At 73.8% G+C, this 22,663-nt stretch carries 19 protein-coding genes and 1 pseudogene; 14 read left to right on the forward strand and 6 right to left on the reverse strand.

The features are described 5' to 3' along the window. Window positions 1–17: 17 nt before the first annotated feature. Window positions 18–2,285 (reverse strand): helicase C-terminal domain-containing protein, encoded by a 2,268-nt coding sequence (locus LN652_RS17120; RefSeq protein ID WP_230441806.1) that lies wholly within the window; start codon window positions 2,283–2,285, stop codon window positions 18–20. Window positions 2,286–2,357: 72 nt separating this feature from the next. Here LN652_RS17120 and LN652_RS17125 point away from each other — a divergent pair, with 72 nt between their 5' ends. The 6 genes from LN652_RS17125 (at window position 2,358) to LN652_RS17150 (ending at window position 9,847) form a co-directional block, all read left to right on the forward strand. After that, window positions 2,358–3,173 carry a PP2C family protein-serine/threonine phosphatase gene (locus LN652_RS17125; RefSeq protein ID WP_230441807.1) on the forward strand — a complete coding sequence of 272 codons (816 nt, stop codon included), beginning with the start codon at window positions 2,358–2,360 and terminating at the stop codon, window positions 3,171–3,173. Further along, window positions 3,170–4,339: an FHA domain-containing protein gene (locus LN652_RS17130; RefSeq protein ID WP_230441808.1), complete on the forward strand. Its 1,170-nt coding sequence runs from the start codon at window positions 3,170–3,172 to the stop codon at window positions 4,337–4,339. The genes LN652_RS17125 and LN652_RS17130 overlap by 4 nt, the downstream gene beginning before the upstream one ends. 11 nt (window positions 4,340–4,350) lie before the next feature. Beyond that, complete coding sequence (locus LN652_RS17135) at window positions 4,351–5,556, forward strand: RDD family protein (protein WP_230441809.1); 1,206 nt, start codon at window positions 4,351–4,353, stop codon at window positions 5,554–5,556. Window positions 5,557–5,591: 35 nt separating this feature from the next. Continuing rightward, window positions 5,592–7,436: a helix-turn-helix domain-containing protein gene (locus tag LN652_RS17140; RefSeq protein ID WP_407941509.1), complete on the forward strand. Its 1,845-nt coding sequence runs from the start codon at window positions 5,592–5,594 to the stop codon at window positions 7,434–7,436. A gap of 201 nt (window positions 7,437–7,637) precedes the next feature. Next, a complete protein-coding gene (locus tag LN652_RS17145) occupies window positions 7,638–8,408 on the forward strand; it encodes a 3-hydroxybutyrate dehydrogenase (RefSeq protein WP_230441811.1) in 771 nt (256 codons plus the stop codon). A 62-nt stretch (window positions 8,409–8,470) separates the two neighbouring features. Beyond that, on the forward strand, window positions 8,471–9,847 hold the full coding sequence (locus LN652_RS17150) for an MFS transporter (RefSeq protein ID WP_230441812.1): 1,377 nt from the start codon (window positions 8,471–8,473) through the stop codon (window positions 9,845–9,847). A 70-nt stretch (window positions 9,848–9,917) separates the two neighbouring features. On the opposite strand, the gene LN652_RS17155 is transcribed toward LN652_RS17150, so the two are convergent. Together LN652_RS17155 and LN652_RS22185 are read right to left on the reverse strand one after the other, a co-directional pair. Beyond that, the gene (locus LN652_RS17155) at window positions 9,918–10,823 is read right to left on the reverse strand and encodes a PA domain-containing protein (protein ID WP_230441813.1); all 906 of its coding nucleotides are present in this window, start codon (window positions 10,821–10,823) and stop codon (window positions 9,918–9,920) included. 235 nt (window positions 10,824–11,058) lie between these two features. After that, window positions 11,059–12,027 (reverse strand): annotated as a pseudogene (locus tag LN652_RS22185) (S8 family serine peptidase); the annotation flags it as partial. A gap of 208 nt (window positions 12,028–12,235) precedes the next feature. Here LN652_RS22185 and LN652_RS22065 point away from each other — a divergent pair. Beyond that, complete coding sequence (locus tag LN652_RS22065; protein ID WP_329958440.1) at window positions 12,236–12,631, forward strand: cold-shock protein; 396 nt, start codon at window positions 12,236–12,238, stop codon at window positions 12,629–12,631. Between the two features lie 24 nt (window positions 12,632–12,655). Here the strand turns inward: LN652_RS22065 and LN652_RS17165 are convergent, their stop codons facing one another. Then, window positions 12,656–14,125 (reverse strand): MFS transporter, encoded by a 1,470-nt coding sequence (locus LN652_RS17165; RefSeq protein ID WP_230441814.1) that lies wholly within the window; start codon window positions 14,123–14,125, stop codon window positions 12,656–12,658. Window positions 14,126–14,223: 98 nt separating this feature from the next. Here LN652_RS17165 and LN652_RS17170 point away from each other — a divergent pair, with 98 nt between their 5' ends. Beyond that, window positions 14,224–15,018 carry a DUF3027 domain-containing protein gene (locus tag LN652_RS17170; RefSeq protein WP_230441815.1) on the forward strand — a complete coding sequence of 265 codons (795 nt, stop codon included), beginning with the start codon at window positions 14,224–14,226 and terminating at the stop codon, window positions 15,016–15,018. A gap of 21 nt (window positions 15,019–15,039) precedes the next feature. On the opposite strand, the gene LN652_RS17175 is transcribed toward LN652_RS17170, so the two are convergent. Together LN652_RS17175 and LN652_RS17180 are read right to left on the reverse strand one after the other, a co-directional pair. Further along, window positions 15,040–15,639, reverse strand: coding sequence for a class I SAM-dependent methyltransferase (locus tag LN652_RS17175; protein WP_230441816.1), 600 nt, complete (start codon window positions 15,637–15,639; stop codon window positions 15,040–15,042). Then, window positions 15,636–15,923 carry a DUF2530 domain-containing protein gene (locus tag LN652_RS17180; protein ID WP_230441817.1) on the reverse strand — a complete coding sequence of 96 codons (288 nt, stop codon included), beginning with the start codon at window positions 15,921–15,923 and terminating at the stop codon, window positions 15,636–15,638. Before LN652_RS17180 ends, LN652_RS17175 begins: the two co-directional genes overlap by 4 nt. 69 nt (window positions 15,924–15,992) lie before the next feature. Between LN652_RS17180 and LN652_RS17185 the strand changes: the two genes are divergently transcribed. From LN652_RS17185 to fusA, 6 genes are all read left to right on the forward strand, one after another. Then, a complete protein-coding gene (locus tag LN652_RS17185) occupies window positions 15,993–17,471 on the forward strand; it encodes an NCS2 family permease (protein ID WP_230441818.1) in 1,479 nt (492 codons plus the stop codon). 194 nt (window positions 17,472–17,665) lie between these two features. After that, window positions 17,666–18,109, forward strand: coding sequence for a MarR family winged helix-turn-helix transcriptional regulator (locus LN652_RS17190; RefSeq protein ID WP_230441819.1), 444 nt, complete (start codon window positions 17,666–17,668; stop codon window positions 18,107–18,109). Between the two features lie 88 nt (window positions 18,110–18,197). Further along, entirely contained in the window at window positions 18,198–19,412 is a 1,215-nt protein-coding gene (locus LN652_RS17195; protein ID WP_230441820.1) for an MFS transporter, read from the forward strand. A gap of 189 nt (window positions 19,413–19,601) precedes the next feature. Then, window positions 19,602–19,973, forward strand: a complete 372-nt coding sequence (rpsL, locus tag LN652_RS17200) for a 30S ribosomal protein S12 (protein ID WP_056906817.1) — start codon at window positions 19,602–19,604, stop codon at window positions 19,971–19,973. Continuing rightward, a complete protein-coding gene (gene rpsG / locus LN652_RS17205; protein ID WP_129453354.1) occupies window positions 19,973–20,443 on the forward strand; it encodes a 30S ribosomal protein S7 in 471 nt (156 codons plus the stop codon). Before rpsL ends, rpsG begins: the two co-directional genes overlap by 1 nt. A gap of 137 nt (window positions 20,444–20,580) precedes the next feature. Then, window positions 20,581–22,644 (forward strand): elongation factor G, encoded by a 2,064-nt coding sequence (gene fusA / locus LN652_RS17210; protein WP_230444766.1) that lies wholly within the window; start codon window positions 20,581–20,583, stop codon window positions 22,642–22,644. The last annotated feature ends 19 nt before the right edge of the window (window positions 22,645–22,663 follow it).

Consider the following 22,663-nt stretch of genomic DNA (forward strand, 5'->3'; position numbering starts at 1 on the left):
GTCCGCACGGGCGGGCCTCACGCCCGGCGCACGCCGGTGATGCGGTGCACGGCGAACTCGCGCAGGTCGTCGGAGCGGTGGTCGAAGGCCGAGAGCCGGCCGCCGTCGAGCCGGCGCGGGTCGACGACGCGCTCGCCCGTCGCGCCGTGGTTGTCGACGTAGCCGATCACCACGGTGGTCCCCGCCTCGATCGCCTCGCGGAGCGCGGCGAGCGCGCCCGACGGCGTGGTCGTCGCGGCGCTGGGCGGGCGTGACGACTCCGCCCGGTCGCCGGCGCGGATCGCCGTCGCGACGGCCTGCACCTGCGCGACCTGCCGGGCCTCGACCGCGCCGGCCGGACGCCGCCCGCGCCGGGAGCGGGCCCGCTGGAGGTCGGGACGGCTGACCCGGACCGTGCCGTCGGCGGCCTCGACCACCGGCGCCGCACCCAGCTCGCGCAGGCGCGGCAGCAGCACGTCGAGCGGGGAGGTCGCGATCGCGACGGTGGGGGCGAGCAGCCGCAGCCCGAGCGAGCGGGCCCGCGGGTCGTGGACGAGAGCCGCGAGCGCCGCCTCGTCGTCGGCGCGCAGGAACGCCTCGGCGTGGCCGACCCGGACCGTGCCGAAGGTCCGCGACACGTCGTCGACGAGGAAGTCCAGCGGCTGGGGGACCGGCGTCTGGGAGACCGAGGCGAGGAAGTCGCGGACCTCGGCGGCCGACCAGCCCGCGTCGAAGGCCCGCCGCAGGGAGCCGGCGCTGAACCGGTAGACCGTCGCGCCGCCGCGGGACTCCACGTCGGCGAGCAGGTGCAGCCGGCGGGCGACCTCGGTCTCCAGCGGGCCGGGCGCGACGGCCGTCAGGTCGGCCTGGAGGAGCACGTGGTCGACGGGCTGGGGGAGGTGCGGGTCGATGGCCGCGGCCGCGCCCGGCAGGTCGCCCTCCGCGACCCGTCGGCCGCTCGGCGGCAGGCCGCCCGCGCCGCCGACGCCGAGCACCGCGGCCTCGCCCAGCGCCGCCGCCACCAGGTCGGTGAAGATCGTCGGACGCCGCGGGCGCAGCCACTCGACGTGCCGCACCAGCGACGCCGTCCCGGTCCCGGCGGCCAGCACCTCGCCCTCGGCCGTCTGCGACCACACCCGCAGCGCCAGCCGGCGGGCCTCCTCCGCGAGGCCGCTGGAGAGCTCGGGCGACAGCGCGTTCCAGGTCTTGCCGGCGGCGTCGCGGCTGCCGACGAGGGACGGGACCCGGCTGCTCGAGAGCCACCCGCCCACGAGGCTCGCCCACCGCTGCGCCATCGGGCGGGCGGACCACACGTCGAACTCGTCGGTCGGGAGCCAGGCCGGCGACCCGTCGGGCTCGGTGCCCTCCGCGACGAGGCCCGTCGCGAGGGCCACCTCCACGACGAGCGCCGCCTCGCCCTCGTCGACGTGCAGGTCGCGCGCCACGACCTTGAGGTCGCGCACCGCGAGCCCGCCGCTGCGCAGCACGCCCGGGGGGTGCACCCCCCACTGGTCCAGCAGCAGCTCGACGCGACGGACCACGTCGAACGCGGCGCCCGCCGCCGTCCGCGCCACGAGCGCCGGGTCGCGGGTGGACGTGGCGAGCCCGGGCACGTCGTCGACCGGCTCGGTGGTCGTGCGCCCGCCGCGCAGGGCGAGACCGACCTCGCCCGGCAGGACGACGGTGGTGCCCTCGCGCGGCACGAGCAGCCGCCGGGCGAGCAGCTCCTCGGCCGGGGACGCGGCGTCGGCGGGGGTGACGGTGCGGCGCGCGGCGCCGGTCGTGCCCTCGCCCCCGTGGGCGTCGACGTGGCGCAGCAGCGCCTGCGCCGCCGGGCTGAGCTCGGCGACGAGGCCGGCGACGACCTCCGGGTCTTCGGGCTCCGGGCTGCTCGGTCGCAGGCCGCTGACCGGGCCCGGACCACCGCGCATCGCGTCGGCCACGCCGGTCAGCGCCCGCAGGCCACCGGGCGCCTCCCAGGCGAGCGCCAGGTCGAGCAGGTGCTGCAGCGCGGCCTGCGTCCGTGCGGGATCCGCGTGCACGACCTCGACAAGTCGCTCCGGAGTGGTTTGACCGACCACGATCAGGGCATCAAGCACGGAAAGCTCGAGGCGGTCGAGGCCGTCGAGGGCGCGATGAATCGACGAGCGCGTGGCGGCCCGCGAGGCCAGCTGCGACGAATCCTGAGGGGCGGGCGTGGCGAGATCCGGACGGGCCCCGAGCAGGGCGACGAGACGCTCGTCGGGCCAGCCGCGCAGCTGGTCGGCGAGGGTGCGTGCGGGTGTCGCCCGTCGTTGGCTGGACATCCCTCTTACGCTACTCGCCTGGTCGGCACCCCCGCCGACCAACTGGGCACGGGGCAGCGAAGAGGGCCGGGCATGAAGAACGTCGACCTGCACCACGGGGCGTCGAGCGACGTCGGACTGGTGCGCAAGGTCAACGAGGACTCCTACCTGGTGGCGCCGCCGGTCTTCGTCGTCGCCGACGGCATGGGCGGTCACTCCGGCGGCGACGTCGCGAGCCAGATGGTGGTCGAGGAGTTCCAGCGCCTCGCGGGCGACTACGACCCCGCCCGCGGTGCCGAGCAGGTGGCCGACGCGCTCGCCCGCGCCCAGGCCCGCATCGTCGACTACGGCGACGCCCACCGCGCGCTGACCCCGGGCTGGCACGCCGGCACGACGGCGGTCGTCGCGGTGCTGGTCGACGACCACGGCGTGACGAAGTGGCTGCTCGCCAACCTCGGCGACTCCCGGATCTACCGGATCACCGAGGGCCGGCTCGAGCAGGTGAGCGTCGACCACTCCGTCGTCCAGGAGCTGGTCGACGCCGGCGAGATCACCCTCGAGGAGGCCGCCGTCCACCCCGAGCGGCACGTCATCACGCGGGCGCTCGGCAGCCCGGAGGGCATCCAGCCCGACTTCTTCCTGCTCCCGCTCGGCTCGGTCGAGCGCCTGCTGCTGTGCAGCGACGGCGTGACCGGGATGATCGAGGACAAGGAGATCGAGGAGATCCTCGAGAGCGTCCCCGACCCGCGCGACGCGGCCGACCGGCTGGTCCGGGCCGCCGTGGCCGCCGGTGGTCGCGACAACGCCACGGCGATCGTCGTCGATGTGGTGGGATTGGTGAAGGACGCCACCTACGACTCGCAGCGCCAGCTGCAGAGTCTCGAATCCAAGCTGGGGGGACGACAGTGAGCGCAGAGGCCGGCGCAGCGGGCAGGTTCGCGACGGGGGACTGGTACGCCGTGGTCGGCGAGCAGGTCACCGTCCTGCTGCCGAGCAGCCAGCGCGGCCGGGTGGCCGCGCTCTGGGAGCTCGCCGACGGCGGCGCCGACGCCGACACCCTGCTCGACGCCCTGCTCGCCGGCGGGCTGTCCTCGCTCGACCACCTCGCCCTCGTGGCCCGCTCGGACGGCAGCACCCGCGTCCTCGTGCGGGGCGCCCCGTCCGCCCGCGTGGTGTCGGCGGCCGGCGAGTCGGTCCTCACCGCGGAGCCCGGCACGACCTGGCACGAGCAGGTCCTCGCCGGCGAGGTGTCGGTCCGCCTGGCCGTGGCCGGCGACGGTCCGGTCGAGCACACCCTCACCCCCGGCCTGGCCCGGGTGTCGGTCGTCGAGATCGGCCCGGAGCGTGCCGCCGCCGACGACGTACGCCCCCCGGCGCCGGCGGCCGAGCCCGCTCCCGTCGCCGCGCCCGAGCCGACGCCCGAGCCCACTCCCGTCGCCGAGCCCGAGCCCACGCCCGAGCCCACGCCCGAGCCCACGCCCGAGCCCACGCCCGAGCCCGCACCGCCCGTCGCCGACGCCGCGCCGGCACCCGAGCCGGTCGCGGTGCCCGCCGAGCCGATGACGTTCGGCCAGCCCGACGAGGACCCGACGCCGACCGGCGAGACGCCGGCCGTGCAGGATGACTGGGACCGCGACGGGCAGACCGTCGCCGGCCCGCCCGCCCCCGACTTCCAGCGTCCGCCGGTCCCCGGCCAGGAGATCGGCCCGGAGGTGGTGTCCGCGCCCGTCGCCTCGCTGGTGTTCTCCACCGGTGACGTGGTCGCGGTCGACCGCACCGTGCTGGTCGGTCGCGCGCCGGAGGCCCGCCGGTTCGCCTCCCACGACCAGCCCCACGTGGTGACCGTCGCCAGCCCGCACCAGGAGATCTCCTCGACCCACCTCGAGATCCGTCCCGGCGCCGGGGCGGACCACGGCTCGGCCATCGTGACCGACCTGGGCTCGACCAACGGCACCGTGCTCGCGCAGCCCGGCCTCGACCCGGAGGAGCTCACGGCCGGCATCGCCGTCAGCCTGATCCCGGGCGCCGTCCTCGACCTGGGCGACGGCGTCACCATCCAGGTGACCAACCCCTGAGCGACACCACCGTGACCCAGCACCAGCACCCGCACCCGCACCCCGCGCCACCCCGGCAGGAACCGGCGACCACCTACCCGGTCGCCGCTCTCGAGCGCCGCTTCACCGCGTTCGCCGTCGACCGCCTCCTCGGCTGGGGGCTCCTGGTCGCGGCCGGCGTCGTGACCGCGGTGCTCGTCCCCGACGAGCCGTGGACCGTCGTCGGCGTCGTCGCCGGCGCCACCGTGCTGCTCTGGCTCGTCCTCGCCGTCGTGCTGGGCGTGGGCGGCACCTCGCCCGGCAAGGCGATGACCGGCCTCCGCGTGGTCCACCACGGCACGGGCACCCCGATCGGGGTCGGCCCCGCGCTGCTGCGCTCGCTGGTCCTCGGCGCGGCCGGCCTGCCCACGTTCGGGCTCGGGGTCGCGACCCTGGCCTGGACGGCCGTCGAGGACCGCGGCCGGCAACGTCGCGGCTGGCACGACCACCTCGCCCACACCGTGGTCGTCGACGTGCGACCCGTGGTGGAGTCCGCGGTCGACGACGTCGACGACGCGCCGCGCCACATCGTCAACCTGACCGCGATGCGACTGATCCCCGCCCCGCCGGTGGAGGCGGTCCGGACCCCCGAGCGCTCCGAGCACTCGATGCGCCGCCAGCCGCTCCCGCCCGAGGTCACGGCCGCGCCGGCGCCGGCCCGCCAGCCGGTCCCGCAGCCGGTCCAGCCGCCCGTCCGGCAGCCGGTCCACCCTCCCGCGCAGCCTCCGGTGCAGCAGCCGGTTCCCGCGCCTCAGCCGACCCCGCAGCCGACCCCGGCGGCGGCGCCACCGCCCCCGGCCGCGGTGACCCAGCAGCGCCGACCGACCGGGCCGCCCCGGCACGCCGCACCGCCGCCCGGGCAGGCCACGCGCTGGCGCGTCCACTTCGACAACGGCGAGAGCTTCGTCATCGCCGGCCTCGCCCTCGTCGGGCGCCGCCCCGAGGCGCGCAACGGCGAGCAGGTCGCCCACCTCGTGCCGCTCGCGTCCGCCGACATGTCGGTGTCGAAGACCCACGCCCAGTTCGGGCCGGCCCCCGACGGCACCATCGTGGTGATGGACCGGGGCTCCACCAACGGCACGGTCCTCGTGCGCCAGGGCGTCGCGCGCCAGCTGGCGCCGGGCAAGCCCGCGACGCTCCTCGAGGGCGACAAGGTCGTCTACGGCGACCGCGAGATGACGATCTCCCGCGAGGCCTGACCCGTCCCGTGCGCGCCGGCGCCGCTGGCGGCAGGATGGGACGGGTGCCGACCTTCCTCGACCTGCTCTACGACGAGGCGCCGCTGAGCGACTTCGACGCGCACCTCGCCCGGGCCGAGCAGGGGCTCGCCGGCGAGGAGGCGGCGTCCGTGCGCGCGGAGTACGACGTCGCGCTGCGGCTGCGGGACCTGATCACCCGGATGCGGGCGCGCGAGGCCGAGCTCTCGGCGCTCTACGAGACCGCCTCCGACCTCACCGCCATCCGCGACGTCGACACCATCCTGGCCGCGATCGTGCGACGCGCCCGCCAGCTGCTGCACTGCGACATGACCTACCTCTCGCTCAACGACGAGGGCGACGGCGCGTCCTACATGAAGGTCACCGACGGTGCCCTGACGCGTGAGTTCCAGACGTTGCGGCTCCCGCTCGGCACCGGCCTGCTGGGCCTGGTCGCGCAGACCGGCGCCGCGTACTTCACCGAGGACTACGCCCGCGACGAGCGGTTCCTCCACCAGGGCTACATCGACGACGCCGTGGCCGGGGAGCAGATCCGCGCCATCCTCGGGGTGCCCCTGGTGCTGGACGGCGTGGTGATCGGGGCGCTGCTGGCCGTGCACCGCTCCGTGCGGCGCTTCCCGCAGGCCGAGGTCAGCCTGCTGACGTCGTTCGCCGCGCACGCGGTGGTGGCGCTGGAGAACGCCCGTCTGTTCGCCGAGCTCGACGCGGCCAACCGCTCGCTGACCCGCCACACCGAGGCCGTCGACGCCGCCGCGCTGGCCCACGACCGGCTCACCGACCTGCTGGTCGGCGGGGGAGGGGTCGCCGAGGTCGCGGACGTGCTCTCCGGCGTGCTCGGGGGCGCGGTGTCGATCTGGACCCCGTCCGGGGAGCTGCAGGCCGGCGAGGACGCCGGCGTCGCGTGGGCCGACGCGGTGCCCGCGGCGCTGGCCTCGGGCCGCTCCGTCGTCGTCGGGTCGGGGCTGGTCGCCGCCGCCCAGGCCGGCAGCGAGCACGTCGCGACCCTCGTGCTGCGGCGCGACGAGCCGCTCGACCTCGCCGGTCGCCGTACGCTCGAGCGCGGCGCGCTGGTCACCGCCCTGGTGCTGCTGTTCGCCCGGTCGGTCTCCGACGCCGAGGAGCGCCTCGGCGGCCAGCTGCTGGTCGACCTGCTCGAGGGCGACCCGGCGGACCGGAGCCGGCTGCGCGACCGGGTCCGGCGCCACGGCGCCCGCATCGACGGTCCGGTCGTCGTCGCGGCCGCCGCGGTCGACGGCGCGGACCGGCACCGGGCCAGCCGCTCCGTGCTCGCCCTCGCCCGCCGGATGTCGGGCCTGGCCGGGGAGCACCGGGGTGCCCTGGTGCTGGTGGTGCCCGGCGAGGACCCCCACCGCGTCGGGGTCGAGCTGCAGTCCGTCGTCGCCGCCACGGGCAGCACCGCGACCATCGGCGTCGCCGCCACCACCGATGCGCTGCACGACGACCGGCTGGCCCGCGCGCACGGCGAGGCGCTGCGCTGCCTGGACGCCCTCGTGCGGCTCGGTCGCCGCGGGGAGGTCAGCGACCCGGCCGGGCTCGGCGTCGCGCGGCTGCTGCTGGGCGACAACGACCCCGAGCACGTCGACGCCTTCATCGACGCCGCCGTCGGCCCGGTCCGCGACTGGGACGAGCGGCGCGGCACGTCGCTGCTCGTCACCCTCGAGGCGTGGTTCGCCGCCGGCGGTCGGCTCAAGGAGACGGCGGCGGCCCTCCACCTGCACCCCAACACCGTCACCCAGCGCCTCGACCGCGTCGGCGAGCTGCTCGGCCCCGGCTGGCGAGAGCCCGCGCGCTCGCTCGACGTCCAGCTCGCGCTGCGCCTGGCGCGCCTCCAGCGCCCCTGACCTCGTCGGCCCGGGCCCGCCCACCAATCCGGGGTAGTCCAGTGACGGATGGTCGTCGGACGGCACGTCCAGCAACCGTTCGTCACTGGACTACACCCCGTCGGGCAACCACGTGGAGTGGCCCGGCGGCACACGGAACGGCGGCAAGTATGTGGCCGAACACCATGTGCCGTACGTCACTCGCCTCCCTACGGTGATCCCATGACCACCGCCACCCACCCCGTCCGGCCCACGCTCGAGGGCCGCCGCGCGCTCGTCACCGGCGCCGCCAGCGGCATCGGCGCGGCCGTCGCCGCCCGGCTCGCCGCGGCCGGCGCCGAGGTCCACCTGCTCGACCGCGACGAGGAGGGGGTGGCCAAGGTCGCCGCCCAGGTCCACGGCACGCCCCACGTCGTCGACCTCACCGACCCGGCCGCGATCGCGCGCCTCGACCTCGACGTGGACGTCCTGGTCAACAACGCCGGCGTCCAGCACGTCGCGCCCGTCGAGGACTTCGACCCCGAGCGGTTCCGCACCATCCACGCGCTCATGCTGCACGCGCCGTTCCTGCTGGCGCAGCGGGTGCTGCCCGGGATGTACGCCCGCGGCTGGGGCCGGCTGGTGCACGTCTCCAGCGTCCACGGCCACCGCGCCTCGGCGTTCAAGTCCGCCTACGTCAGCGCCAAGCACGGCCTCGAGGGGCTGTCCAAGGTGATCGCGCTCGAGGGCGCCGACCGTGGCGTCACCAGCAACACGGTGTGCCCCGGCTACGTCCGCACGCCCCTCGTCGAGGGGCAGATCGCCGACCAGGCGCGCGCCCACGGCGTGCCCGACGACGAGGTCGTCGACACGGTGCTGCTCGCCCGCACCCCGCTCAAGCGGCTGGTGGAGCCGGAGGAGGTCGCCGACGCGGTCGCCTTCCTCTGCAGCCCCGCCGCCACCTCCATGACCGGCACGTCGCTCCTCCTCGACGGCGGCTGGACCGCCGCCTGACGCCGGCCGCCCGGCCACCACCTCGACACCAGCTCCCGCAGAACCCGATGAAAGGCACGCCCATGACCACCGAGACCACCACGCCCGACCGCCCCGGGGCCACGTCCCCCGGGGCCGATCCCGGCCGGACGAGCATCGTCAAGGTGGTGTTCGCCTCCCTCATCGGCACCGCCGTCGAGTGGTACGACTTCTTCCTCTACGGCTCGGCCGCGGCGCTCGTCTTCGGCACCCTCTTCTTCCCCGACAGCGAGCCCGCCACCGCGACGCTGCTCGCGTTCGGCACCTACGCGCTCGGCTTCGTCGCCCGCCCCCTCGGCGGCGTGGTCTTCGGCCACTTCGGCGACAAGGTCGGCCGCAAGAAGATGCTGGTGTTCTCGCTCTTCCTGATGGGGCTGTCCACGTTCGCGATCGGCCTGCTCCCGACGTACGCCTCGATCGGCATCGCCGCGCCGCTGCTGCTGCTGACCTGCCGGCTGCTCCAGGGCTTCGCGGTGGGCGGCGAGTGGGGCGGGGCGGTGCTGATGGCCGCCGAGCACGGCGACGACTCGCAGCGCGGGTTCTGGTCGTCGTGGCCGCAGGCCGGCGTGGCGCTCGGCAACCTGCTCGCGACCGGCGTGCTGTGGGTGCTGGCCGCCGTGCAGTCCGACGACGCGTTCAACGCGTGGGGCTGGCGCATCCCGTTCCTGCTGAGCGCCGTGCTCGTGGCCGTCGGCCTGTGGGTCCGGCTCTCGGTCGAGGAGTCGCCGGTGTTCGCCGAGGCGAAGTCGGAGCTCGAGACCAAGGAGCAGCCGCACCTGCCGATCCTCGAGGTCTTCCGCAAGTACCCCCGCGAGGTCCTCGTCGCGATGGGCATGCGGATGGCCGAGAACATCTCGTACTACATCTTCACCATCATCTCGATCTCGTTCCTGACCCTCTACGCCGGCACCGCGGACGACAAGCCGCTCATCCTCAAGGCCCTGCTGATCGGCTCGGTCGTGCACTTCGTGACCATCCCGCTCGTCGGTGCGCTCAGCGACCGGGTCGGGCGCCGCCCGCTCTACCTCGTCGGCGCCGTGGGCGTCGCCGCGTGGACCTGGGTCTTCTTCGACCTCATCGCCTCGCGCTCCGAGGGCAAGATCATCCTCGCGATCTGCGTCGGCCTGGTCCTGCACGCGTTCATGTACTCCCCGCAGGCGGCGTTCTTCTCCGAGCTGTTCGGCACCTCGGTGCGCTACACCGGCGCGTCCGTCGGCTACCAGCTCGCCTCGATCTTCGCCGGCGCGCTGGCGCCGATCATCGCCATCGACCTGCTCGGCGACGCGAGCGAGGGGAGCGACAACGTCTCCAAGGTGGCGATCTACATGACGATCGCGTCGGTGCTCACGGTCGTCTCGGTGCTCTTCGCCAAGGAGACCCGGGCGACGTCGCTGCGCCACGACCGGGTGCTCGACAGCTGAGCCCGGCCTGAGGGCCGTACGGGCCGTCGTCCCCCCGGGGGCGGCGGCCCGTCGCCGTGGCTGCCCCGGGTCAGCGGGTGATGGCCACCGGCACCCGGGTCACGCCACCGCGCGCACCGAGCCAGACCAGCTCGCCGTCGTCGAGGCGGCCCGGTCCGCTCGGGCCGGTCGCGGTGACGGTGAACGTCGCGGACTGGCCGGGCGCGAGGCGCACGGCGAGCGGCTGGACCCGCACCCGGTGGGTGGTGAAGCCGCGGGCGGTGACCGAGAAGTACTCCGCGCGGCCGGAGATGTTGGTGACGGTGCGCCGCGCGACGGGCCGACGGGCCTGCAGCAGCACCGAGCTGGTGTTGAGGTCGACCAGGTCGTGGCGGCGCAGGGCGCGGCGCCACGCGCGGAGCGGCACGTCGAGGGCGAGGTGGGCCGTGGGCGCCCGCTGCGGCAGCGCGCCGGAGCCCTGCTCCAGCACGCTCGCGCCGCGGACCGGCTGGGCGGAGGTCGTGACGAGGGAGCGCACCACGGCGGCGGGGAGGTCGCGCTCGCCGAGCACGAGCGCCGCGAGGCCGGCAGCGTGGGCGGTCGCGGCCGAGCTCCCGGTGAAGACGCCCCACGAGCGGCCGCTCGTCCCCGGCAGGGCGCCGAGCACGGCGTCGCCGTCGGCGATGGCGTCGGGCTTCAGGACGGGACCCCGCGGGTCGCCCGAGGCGCTCCACCCGGCGGCGCGGCGGGGTGCGGGCGAGGCGTCGACGCGCCCCAGCCTGATGCGGGTGCCCGGGTGCCGGGCCACCCACCGGACCAGCCGGCGACCCTCCCGGGCCGCGAGGTGGACGGTCGGGACGGCGTGGAAGTCCGCGCTCACCGCGCCTCGGCGCGGGTTGACCAGCACCATCGCGCGGCCTCCCGCACGGGCCACGGCCTCCGACTTGTCGATGCGACCGATGCCGCCGCGCACGCACACCACGACCCGGTCGGCCACCCGGCGCGTGTCGAGGGCGCCGGGCCGGCACTGGGCCGCCGCCGGCGCGCGAGGCGCCGGGAGCAGCGGCGTCGCGGGCGAGCACCGTACGCCCGCGCACGTCGACCGGGCGGCCGCCGCCGGTGAGCGTCGGCCCACCCGCGACGGCGACGCGTCCGCGCGACATCCGCCCCACGGAGGCGCCGACGGTGGTGACCCACGGCGAGACGTGCGCGGCGAACGCGGAGCGCGAGGAGTTGCCGGCCGCGCCGACCACGACGACGTCCGCCTCGGCGGCGCCGAGCAGCGCGCGCTGGAGGGTGTCGATCCCCTCGCCGCCGGCGATCGCCAGGTCGAGCACGTCGACGCCGTCGGCGACCGCCGCGTCGACGGCGCTCACGACGTCGGCGGTCGAGCAGCCGTCACCGGACGGGTCGGGCGCACCCCAACAGGCCTTGTAGGCCGCGACCCGCGCCTGCGGGGCGACGCCGCCGAAGGTCCCGGCGTCACGGCCGTCGACCCGCACGCTGACCCCGGCGTTGCCGGCGGCGACGGAGGCCACCTGGGTGCCGTGGCCGAGGTCGTCACGGGCCGACAGGGTCTCGGAGGTGCGGACCCGGTCGCGGCCGAAGCCCTCGACGAACCAGCGGGCACCGACGACCTTGCGCGTGCACTCGTCCTGCGACCACCCCTCGCCGGCCATGCAGACGCCGTTGAACCCGTCGGGCGAGGCGCCGAGGCCCGGGACGGCGGCGAAGGCGGGGGAGTCGGGTGCGATGCCGGAGTCGACGACGCCGATGACCACGCCGGCGCCGCCGCGCAGGCGTGGGCTGCCGGTGGCAGCACGGACCGTCGCGAGGCTCGTGCGGCCGGCGAGCGGCCGGACCTCGTCGGCCTCGATCACGGCGACCCCGGGCTGCTGGTCGAGCGCGCGGACCTGGGTGTCGGTGAGGGGGGCGGCGAAGCCGTTGAGGGCCGTCGTCCAGCGGTAGGCGGGCTCGCCGGCCCCGATCGCCGCGAGCACGGCGTCCTGGCGGGCGAGCAGCTCCTCGGCGCCGCGGTCGCCGCCGGCGGTGCCGGGTCCGTTGAGGGTCACGAGGGTCAGGGGTCCGTCGCCCGGGCTGGCCGAGGCGTCGTCGGGCAGGGCGACCAGCGAGGCGGTGACCGCCGTCGCCAGTGCGGCCAGCCCGCAGCCGAGGACCCGTCCCACCGATCGTGCCCGCACCGTGCCTCACCCTGTCCTGCTCGTCGTCGACTGTGCCGTGGACGCGGCCGTCCGACGTCCCACGAGTGTTCCATGGTCCCAGCAGCACCGTCACCCCCCAACTCCGGCCGGGGACAACCCGTTGGTGGGCTGTCGGTCGGGCCGCCTATCCTGTGCCCGCGCCCGTGAGTCCGCGGTCGTGTGGCAGCTGACCGGAGTGGAGTGGACCGTGCCCAGTGGCAAGGTGAAGTGGTTCGACGCGGAGAAGGGCTTCGGCTTCCTGTCCCAGGACGACGGGCCGGACGTCTACGTCCACTCCGACGCGCTCCCCGAGGGCACCGGCGCGCTCAAGGCCGGCACCAAGGTCGAGTTCGGCATCGCCCAGGGTCGCCGCGGCGACCAGGCGCTCCAGGTCCGGGTGCTCGACGCGCCCGCCTCGGTCGCCCGCAACCAGCGCAACGCCCAGCGCAAGCACCCCGAGGCGATGGTGACCATCGTCGAGGACCTCATCCGGATGCTCGAGGGCGTCGAGGAGACCTACCGCCGCGGCCGGCACCCCGAGCGGGCCGCCGCCCGCGGGACGGCGAAGGTGCTGCGCGCCCTCGCCGACGAGCTCGAGCTCTGACCCCTCGGCCGACGCCCGCGCGGCTCAGGCCGCTGGCGTCGGGCGGGCGCCGCGCGACGCCTTGCCGAGCAGCACGAAGCTCGCCCACGCCCCCAGCACGCCGGCGGCGATGCCGAGCCCGAGCTGCGGCATCAGCGGCATCGCGATGCCCACGAACCCGCCGATCACCCACGCGAGCTGGAGCGTGGTGTCGGAGCGCGCGAACGCGCTGGCCTGCACCCGGCTGGGGATGTCGCGCTGGATGGTCGAGTCGAGCGAGAGCTTGGCCAGCGCCTGCGCCAGGCCCGCGGTGAGCCCGAGCAGCACGAGCGACACGAGGCCGTAGAACAGCGCCGCGACCACCGCCACGGCGCAGTCGGCCAGCAGCGCGAGGACCACCGTGACCGACGGGTTGAGCCGGCGCAGCAGGGAGCCGATGGTGATGCCCAGCGTGTTGCCGAGGCCGGCCGCGCCGATCACCAGTCCGAGCAGCACCTCCGGACGCCAGTCGCCGATCGGGTTCTCGCGCAGCAGGAACGCCATGAACATGGTGAGGAACCCCGACAGCCATCGGGGACCGCAGTTGGCGCGCAGCGCGAAGGCGACCGCCGACGGGATGCGGGTGCGCGTACGCCGCCCGGGGCGCGACTCCGTCTCCTCGCCGGCCAGCACCATCTCGCCCTCGCCCTGGCTGGCGTCGACCTTGTCGGGCAGCCGGATCGCCCAGATCGTGGCGAGCACGAAGACGACGAAGGCGTAGCGCAGCGACCACTCCGGCCCGAACGTGGAGGCGAGCACGGCGAGCGGCGCCGACACGCCCGCGCCGACGACGCCCGCCAGCGAGACCCGGGCGTTGGCCTTGACGAGGGTGAGGTCGGGCGGCAGCAGGCGCGGCACGGCGGCGGCACGGGTCACGCCGTAGGCCTTGGACGCGACCAGCACGCCGAGCGCGGCGGGGAACAGCCACGCCGACTCGGTCACCACCGCCGTCGCCAGGACCCAGCACAGGAAGCTGCGGATGGCCATCGTCGCGCCGACCGCCCAGCGCCGGCCGTGGCTGAAGCGGTCGAGGAACGGGCCGATCAGCGGGGCGACGATCGCGAAGGGGAGCATGGTCAGGCCCAGGAACAGCGCGACCTGCCCGCGCGCCTCGCCGGTGGGGACCTGGAAGAAGAGGGTGCCGGCCAGCGAGATCGCCACCGCCGCGTCGCCCGCGGCGTTGAAGGCATGCAGCTCGATCAGGCGGGAGAGGCCGGAGTCGCCAGCACCCTCGGCGCGCGCGGCGCGCCGGGCCTGGGAGACGGCGTAGTGCCCGGCCGTCCCGGCCCCGCGCCCGGCGACGCGGGCGCCGCGCCCGGCCGCCCTCGCGCCACGGGCCGCGCCGGCCAGGGAGCGCCGCACCGTGCCGGGGCGCGCGGCGGCGGGCCCGGCAGCGCCCACGCGCCGGTCGGTGGGGGCCTGATCGGCCTCGTCCACCCCGTGGCCCGGGGTGGGGTCGGGGCGGTCGGAGGTCACGGCACCATCTTGGCCTACGCACCCGACAGCGTCGGCGCGGACGCCCCGCAGGCACTCCCGACGGGACAGGAGGTGGAGCCGTTTGCGATGATGCGGAGGTGATCGCACTCCCCACCCGCGCCGGCAAGCCGGACGCCGCCCTCGCCAAGGCCGTCGACGTGGCCCGCGGCATCGTGCTGGAGGTCGCCGAGCCGTCGGAGGTGGGCGACCACCTCGGCGCGCGCGCCGAGGGCGAGCGCGTGGTCACCCACCACTTCGCCTGCTCGCGGCCGGGCTACCCCGGCTGGTACTGGTCGGTGACGCTGACCCGCGCCAAGCGCGGCAAGGACGTGACCGTCAACGAGGTCGTGCTGCTGCCCGGCGACGACGCGATCGTGGCGCCCGCGTGGGTGCCCTACAAGGAGCGGATCAAGCCCGGCGACCTCTCGCCCGGTGACCTGCTCCCGGTCGAGGACGAGGACCCGCGCCTGGTCCCGACCTACCTCGTCGGCGACGACCCGCTCGACCCGCCGATGGACGGCGACGCCCGCGCGCAGGTGCGTCGGGTCGCCGAGGACCTCGGGCTCGGGCGCGTGCGCACCCTCAGTCGCGAGGGCATCGACATGGCCGCCGAGCGCTGGTACGCCGGTGACGGCGGGCCCGACGCCCCGGTGGCGCGGAGCGCGCCGCTGAGCTGCACGTCGTGCGGCTTCCTGATGCGCCTCAACGGCTCGCTGGCCGAGTCGTTCGGCGTGTGCGCCAACGGCAACGCCAACGACGACGGCCGCGTGGTCTCCCTCGACCACGGCTGCGGCGCCCACTCCGAGGTCAAGCTGGCCCGCAAGCAGCAGCCGCTGCCGCTGCCCGACCACGTCCACGACACGCTCACCGAGGACGACTTCGAGACCCTCTGAGGCCGCTGCCCCGGGCGCCGCTCAGGCCCGGGTGAGCACCCACACGGCGTAGTCGTCGACCGGCTCGTGCAGCTCGTAGCTGCCGAAGCGGTGCACGACGCGCAGCCCGGCCGACTCCGCGTCGGCCACGAACTCGTGGGCCGGGTAGGTCCGGCTGCCAGCCTTGACCGCCGTGAGGTGGAAGCCGAGCACGGCACGACCGGAGGGGTGCAGCAGGTCGCGCACCCGCTCGAGGACCCGGCGCTCGGTGCCCTCGCCGAGGAAGATCATCACGTTGCCGACGACCGTCACCAGGTCGAAGGTGCCGACCTCGTCCGGGTCGAGGGCGAGCGCCTGGTGCGGCAGGACCGGCAGGTCGGGGTACGTCGCGCGGGACTGCGCGCGCAGGTCGGGGTCGGGCTCGGTGGCGACCACCTCGTGCCCGCGCGCCAGCAGCGCGGCCGACACCCGCCCCATGCCGGACCCGATGTCGAGGATCCGCGACCCGCGGGCCGCCATCGCGTCGACGAACCTCGCCTCGCCGTCGACGTCGACCCCGCGCGCGACGCTGTCGGCGAAGTGCACGCCGTAGCCGCGGTTCTCCTCGCCCGCGAGCTCCCAGCGGGTCGGGGGGAGCGTCATGCGTCCGACCGCTGCGCGGCGCGCTCCTTGCGCCGGCGCCGGCAGTACTCCAGGCCGCAGAGCCCGAGCCCGAAGCCGGCCAGGCAGGTCCACAGCCACCACGTGCGGCCGTTCTCCTCGAGGGTGCCCCAGAAGGGCAGCAGGGCGACGAACGCGAGCAGCCAGAGGGCGGTGCCGACCTCGGTGGTGCGGACGCCGTCGACGTCGAGGGGCTCGACCTGGGCCACGATGTAGGTGCGGTTGCCGATCTCGTGCGTCGTCGGCTGCTCGTCGCCCAGGTCCACGGCTCCACGCTACACAAGGGGCGGACGGCGAAACACGGCCGTCACACGGGTCTGCGAGAATGACGTTCCGTGACCGACCAGACGCAGACCGCTCCGCAGCCCGCGAAGGCCACCGGCCTCGACGGCTTCTTCCAGATCACCGCACGCGGCTCGACGATCGGTCGCGAGGTGCGCGGCGGCGTCGTCACGTTCCTGACGATGGCCTACATCATCGTGCTCAACCCCCTGATCCTCGGCTTCGTGCCCGACTCCACCGGTGCCTTCCTCGGCGGCGGCACCGGCGACGGGTCGAACCTGCCGGTGATCGCGGCCGGCACCGCGTTGGTCGCCGGGGTGCTCACGATCCTCATGGGCACGGTCGCGAACTTCCCGCTCGCGCTGGCCACCGGCCTCGGCCTCAACGCCTTCGTCGCCAACGCCATCGCGACCCGCTCCACGTGGGCCGACGCGATGGGCCTGATCGTCCTCGAGGGCATCATCATCCTGGTCCTGGTGCTGACCGGCTTCCGCACGGCCGTGTTCCACGCGGTGCCCCAGCAGCTCAAGATCGCGATCTCGGTCGGCATCGGCCTGTTCATCGCCCTGATCGGCTTCGTCGACGCCGGGTTCGTCACCCGGATCCCGGACGTGGCCCAGACGACCGTGCCGGTCCAGCTCGGCAACGGCGGCACGCTGAGCGGCTGGCCGGTGCTCGTGTTCGCCGTCGGCGTGGTGCTGATCATCGCGCTGTGGGTGCGCCAGGTGCGCGGCGCGATCCTGATCTCCATCGTCGCCACCGCGGTGCTGGCCTTCGTCCTGCAGGCGGTGCTCGACCTCAGCTCCGTCGGCGAGGCCGGCCCGGGCAACTGGTCACTCAACGTCCCCGAGCTCAACGGCGTCGTCGACGTCCCGAGCTTCGGCACCCTCGGGGAGTTCTCCCTGTTCGGCGCCTTCTCCTCCGTCGGCGTGCTCGCCGCGCTGCTGCTCGCCTTCACCCTGCTGCTCGCCGACTTCTTCGACACGATGGGCACGATGACCGCGATCGGCGCCGAGGCCGGCCTCAACGACGAGGAGGGCATCCCGCCGCACGCGCAGCGGATCCTGGTCGTCGACTCGATCGCGGCGATGGCGGGCGGCGCGGCCGGCGTCTCGTCCAACACGTCCTACATCGAGTCCGCCTCGGGCGTCGGCGAGGGTGCCCGCACGGGTCTCGCCTCGGTCGTGACCGGCCTGCTCTTCCTGCTCAGCACCTTCTTCGCCCCGATCGTCGAGGCGATCCCGTCCGAGGCCGCCGTCCCTGCGCTCGTCCTCGTCGGCTTCCTGATGATGCAGCAGGTCAAGGGCATCGAGTGGGACGACCTCGAGATCGCCGTCCCGGCGTTCCTGACCATCGTGCTGATGCCGTTCACCTACTCCATCAGCGTCGGCATCGGCGCCGGCTTCCTGGCCTACGTCCTGATCAAGGTCGTGGTCGGCAAGGTCCGCGAGGTGCACCCCCTGATGTGGATCGTCGCCGGCCTCTTCGTCGTCTACTTCGCGATCTCGCCGATCACGTCCTGGCTCACCTGAGCGGCGTACGCCCCCTCCGCCGGCGCCGAGGGAGAGCCTGACAAGTTCAGTGATCCCCGGTCAGCCGGGGATCACTGAACATGTCGGCCCGTGCAACGCCTGACAAGTTCAGCGATCCCCGGTCAGCCGGGGATCGCTGGCGTGCGCCGGGGCACCCGGAATAGTTAGCACAGGTAATGAGTTATGCTAACGACATGCCGACCGCAGACCTCCGCACCCACGCCGGGCTCGCCTCCGAGCTCCGGGCCGGCGTCATGCGCCTGCGCCGACGCCTGGCCAGCGAGCGCCACCCCGACAACGACCTGAGCATCGGCCAGATGGTGGTGCTGGGGCTGCTGGTGCGGCTCGGCGACCAGACCGTCGGCGAGCTCGCGCGCGCCGAGCGCGTGCAGCCGCCGTCGATGACCCGCACGGTCAACTGCCTGGAGGCCGACGGCTACGTCGAGCGCCGCCCGCACGAGACCGACGGCCGCCAGGTCGTCGTCTCGATCACCGACTCCGGCCGCGCCGCGGTGCTGGCCGACCGGCAGCGCCGCGACGCCTGGCTCTCCCAGCAGCTCGCCGGGCTCACCGCCGCCGAGCGCGCCACCCTCCGCGAGGCCGCGCCCCTCCTGGTGCGCCTCGCCCTGACCGACTGACCGCTTCCCCGACCGAGGAGTCACCACGAGTCCCACCTTCCGCTCCCTCGCGAACCCGAACTACCGCCGCTACGCCGCCGGCGGCGTCGTGTCGAACACCGGCACCTGGATGCAGCGCGTCGCCCAGGACTGGCTGGTCCTCGAGCTCGCCGTCGGCTCCGGCGCCACCGCGCTCGGCATCACCACCGGCCTGCAGTTCCTCCCGTTCCTGCTGCTGACCCCCTTCGCCGGGCTGGTCGCCGACCGGATGCCCAAGCAGCGGCTGCTCCAGCTGACCAACCTCGGCATGGCCCTGCCGGCTGCCGTGCTCGGCGTGCTCGCCGTCACCGGCACCGCCGAGGTCTGGCACGTCTGGGTCCTCGCCACGCTGCTCGGCGCCGCGTCCGCCTTCGACGGCCCCGCGCGCCAGTCGTTCGTCTCCGAGCTCGTCGAGCCGGCCGACCTCACCAACGCCGTCGGCCTCAACTCCGCCAGCTTCAATGCTGCGCGCCTCGTCGGCCCGGGCCTCGCCGGTCTGCTGATCGCTGCGTTCGGCGGGGGAGCGGTGGCGACCGGCTGGGTGATCCTGCTCAACGCGGTGTCGTACGCCGCCCCGATCTGGTCGCTGCGCCACCTCGACGCCTCCCGGATCGACGCGGCGCCGGCCAACCGCGGGCCCGGCGCGATCCGCGAGGGCGTCGCCTACGTCCGCGCCCGTCCCGACCTGCTGCTGGTGCTCGGCATGGTGTTCTTCGCCGGCACCTTCGGCCTCAACTTCCAGATCACCTCGGCCCTGATGGCCACCGAGGTGTTCGGCAAGGGCCCCGAGGAGTTCGGCCTGCTCGGCACCTTCCTCGCCGTCGGCTCGCTGACCGGCTCCCTGCTCGCCGCGCGCCGTGCGCGGGTGCGCCACCGCCTCGTCGTGGGATCGGCCCTCGCCTTCGGCACCAGCGTGGTGCTGGCCGGCCTGATGCCGACCTACCTCGCCTTCGCGCTCCTGGCCCCGGTCACCGGGCTCACCGCGCTCACCTTCATCACCAGCGCCAACACCTACATGCAGCTGCACGTCGACGCCGGCGTCCGCGGCCGGGTGATGGCGCTCTACCTGATGATCTTCATGGGTGGCACGCCCGTCGGCGCACCGATCATCGGGTGGATCGGCCAGGAGTACGGCGCCCGCTGGACGCTGCTCGGCGGCGGGCTCATCACCATCGCCGGCGTAGGCTTGTCGGCGCTGCTCTACCTCAGGCTCGAGAAGGCCCGTCGCGAGCGGGTCGAGGGGCCGTCCGAACCGGCCCTGGAGGCCGCTCCTGCGGCATTTTGACCCTGTCGGAGCGCCCGAGTAGCCTCAATCCCTGTGTCTGGCATGTCCAGACCCGTGTGCATGCTCCGATGTCGCGGCCGTTCCCCGGCCCGCGCCCCACCTGCACGAGGCACGTCGCAACAACGCACGACCACCGAGTCTGGCACCGCGCCGGACCGTGACGAGAAGACAGAGAGAGGGAACCACCCGGTGCCCACCATCAACCAGCTGGTCCGCAAGGGCCGCCAGGACAAGGTGTCGAAGAACAAGACGCCTGCCCTGAAGGGATCCCCGCAGCGCCGTGGCGTCTGCACCCGCGTCTACACGACCACCCCGAAGAAGCCGAACTCCGCCCTCCGCAAGGTCGCCCGCGTGCGCCTGAGCAGCGGCGTCGAGGTCACCGCCTACATCCCGGGTGTCGGTCACAACCTGCAGGAGCACTCGATCGTGCTCGTGCGCGGCGGCCGTGTGAAGGACCTTCCCGGTGTCCGCTACAAGATCATCCGCGGCTCGCTCGACACCCAGGGTGTCAAGAACCGCAAGCAGGCCCGCAGCCGCTACGGCGCGAAGAAGGAGAAGTAATGCCTCGCAAGGGTCCCGCTCCCAAGCGTCCCCTCGTCGTCGACCCGGTCTACGGCTCGCAGCTGGTCACCCAGCTCGTCAGCAAGGTCCTCCAGGACGGCAAGAAGGCCGTGGCGCAGCGCATCGTCTACACCGCCCTCGAGGGCTGCCGCGAGAAGACCGGCACCGACCCGGTCGTCACGCTCAAGCGCGCGATGGACAACGTGAAGCCGGCCATCGAGGTCAAGTCCCGCCGCGTCGGCGGCGCGACCTACCAGGTCCCGGTCGAGGTCAAGGCCAACCGCTCCACCACGCTGGCCCTGCGCTGGCTCGTGGGCTACGCCCAGGACCGCCGCGAGAAGACCATGGCCGAGCGCCTGATGAACGAGATCCTCGACGCCAGCAACGGCCTCGGTGCCGCTGTGAAGAAGCGCGAGGACACCCACAAGATGGCCGAGTCCAACAAGGCCTTCGCCCACTACCGCTGGTGACGGCGAGGGGCCGCGCCCGCGACGAGCGGCGTGCGGCCCCTCACCCCACAAGCCCCCACCAACTTCCGAGGGACTGAGACACAACAGTGGCTGTCGACATCACCACCGACCTCAACAAGGTCCGCAACATCGGCATCATGGCGCACATCGACGCCGGCAAGACCACCACCACCGAGCGCATCCTCTTCTACACCGGCATCACCTACAAGATCGGTGAGGTCCACGAGGGTGGCGCCACGATGGACTGGATGGAGCAGGAGCAGGAGCGCGGCATCACCATCACGTCCGCCGCGACGACCTGCTGGTGGAAGAACCACCAGATCAACATCATCGACACCCCCGGCCACGTGGACTTCACCGCCGAGGTCGAGCGCTCGCTGCGCGTCCTCGACGGCGCCGTCGCGGTGTTCGACGGTGTCGCCGGTGTCGAGCCCCAGACGATGACCGTCTGGCGCCAGGCCAACAAGTACTCGGTCCCCCGCATGTGCTTTGTCAACAAGCTGGACCGCACCGGCGCGGACTTCTTCCGCTGCGTCGACATGATGGTCGAGCGCCTCAACTCCACCCCGCTCGTGCTCCAGCTGCCGATCGGCGCGGAGTCCGACTTCCTCGGTGTCGTCGACCTGGTCGGCATGCGTGCCCTGACCTGGCGCGGCGAGACCAAGATGGGTGAGGACTACGACGTCGAGGAGATCCCGGCCGAGCTCGCCGAGCAGGCCGCGGAGTACCGCGAGAAGCTCGTCGAGACGCTCGCCGAGGCCGACGACGACATCATGGAGGTCTACCTCGAGGACGGCGACGTCTTCGACGTGGAGACCCTCGAGGCCGCGATCCGCCGCGCCACCCTGGCCGACAAGCTCAACCCGGTCCTGTGCGGCACCGCGTTCAAGAACAAGGGCGTGCAGCCCCTGCTCGACGCCGTCGTCAAGTACCTCCCGTCCCCGCTCGACATCGACGCCATCGTCGGTCACTCGGTGAAGGACGAGGAGGAGAAGATCTCGCGCAAGCCGTCCGACGACGAGCCGTTCTCGGGCCTGGCCTACAAGATCGCCAGCGACCCGCACCTCGGCAAGCTGATCTACGTCCGCGTCTACTCGGGCAAGCTCGAGGCCGGCTCCACCGTGGTCAACTCGGTGAACGGCAAGAAGGAGCGGATCGGCAAGGTCTACCAGATGCACGCCAACAAGCGCGAGGAGATCGCGTCGGTCGGCGCCGGCCAGATCGTGGCCGTGATGGGTCTGAAGGACACCAAGACCGGTCACACCCTCTGCGACCCGAACAACCAGGTCGTGCTCGAGTCGATGACGTTCCCGGCCCCGGTGATCGAGGTCGCGATCGAGCCCAAGACCAAGGGCGACCAGGAGAAGCTCGGCACCGCGATCCAGCGTCTCTCCGACGAGGACCCGACCTTCACGGTCAAGACCGACGAGGAGACCGGCCAGACGATCATCGCCGGCATGGGCGAGCTCCACCTCGAGATCCTCGTCGACCGCATGAAGCGCGAGTTCCGCGTCGAGGCGACCGTCGGCAAGCCGCAGGTGGCCTACCGCGAGACCATCCGCAACAAGGTCGAGGGCCACAGCTACACCCACAAGAAGCAGACGGGTGGTTCCGGCCAGTTCGCGAAGGTCGTCATCTCCCTCGAGCCGAACATCGACCCCGAGACCGGCACCGGTGCGGGCTACGAGTTCGCCAACAACGTGACCGGTGGTCGCGTGCCGAAGGAGTACATCCCCTCGGTGGACCAGGGCGGCCAGGAGGCCATGGAGTTCGGCGTGCTCGCCGGCTACCCGATGGTCGACGTGAAGTTCTCGCTCGAGGACGGCGCGTACCACGACGTCGACTCCTCCGAGCTCGCGTTCAAGATCGCCGGCAACCAGGCGTTCAAGGAGGCGGCCCGCAAGGCCAAGCCGGTCCTGCTCGAGCCGATGTTCGCCGTCGAGGTGACCACCCCCGAGGGCTTCCTCGGCACGGTCATCGGTGACATCAACTCGCGCCGCGGCCAGATCCAGGCGCAGGAGGAGCGTCACGGCGACATGGTCGTCAGTGCCCTCGTGCCCCTGTCCGAGATGTTCGGGTACGTTGGCGACCTGAGGTCCAAGACCTCCGGTCAGGCGTCGTACTCGATGGAGTTCGACTCGTACGCCGAGGTTCCGACGAACATCGCCGACGAGATCGTGAAGAAGGTCCGCGGCGAGTGATCGCTGCCGGATCCTCGGC

Source organism: Nocardioides okcheonensis (assembly GCF_020991065.1).
In the GTDB taxonomy this organism is placed as follows: Bacteria; Actinomycetota; Actinomycetes; order Propionibacteriales; family Nocardioidaceae; genus Nocardioides; species Nocardioides okcheonensis.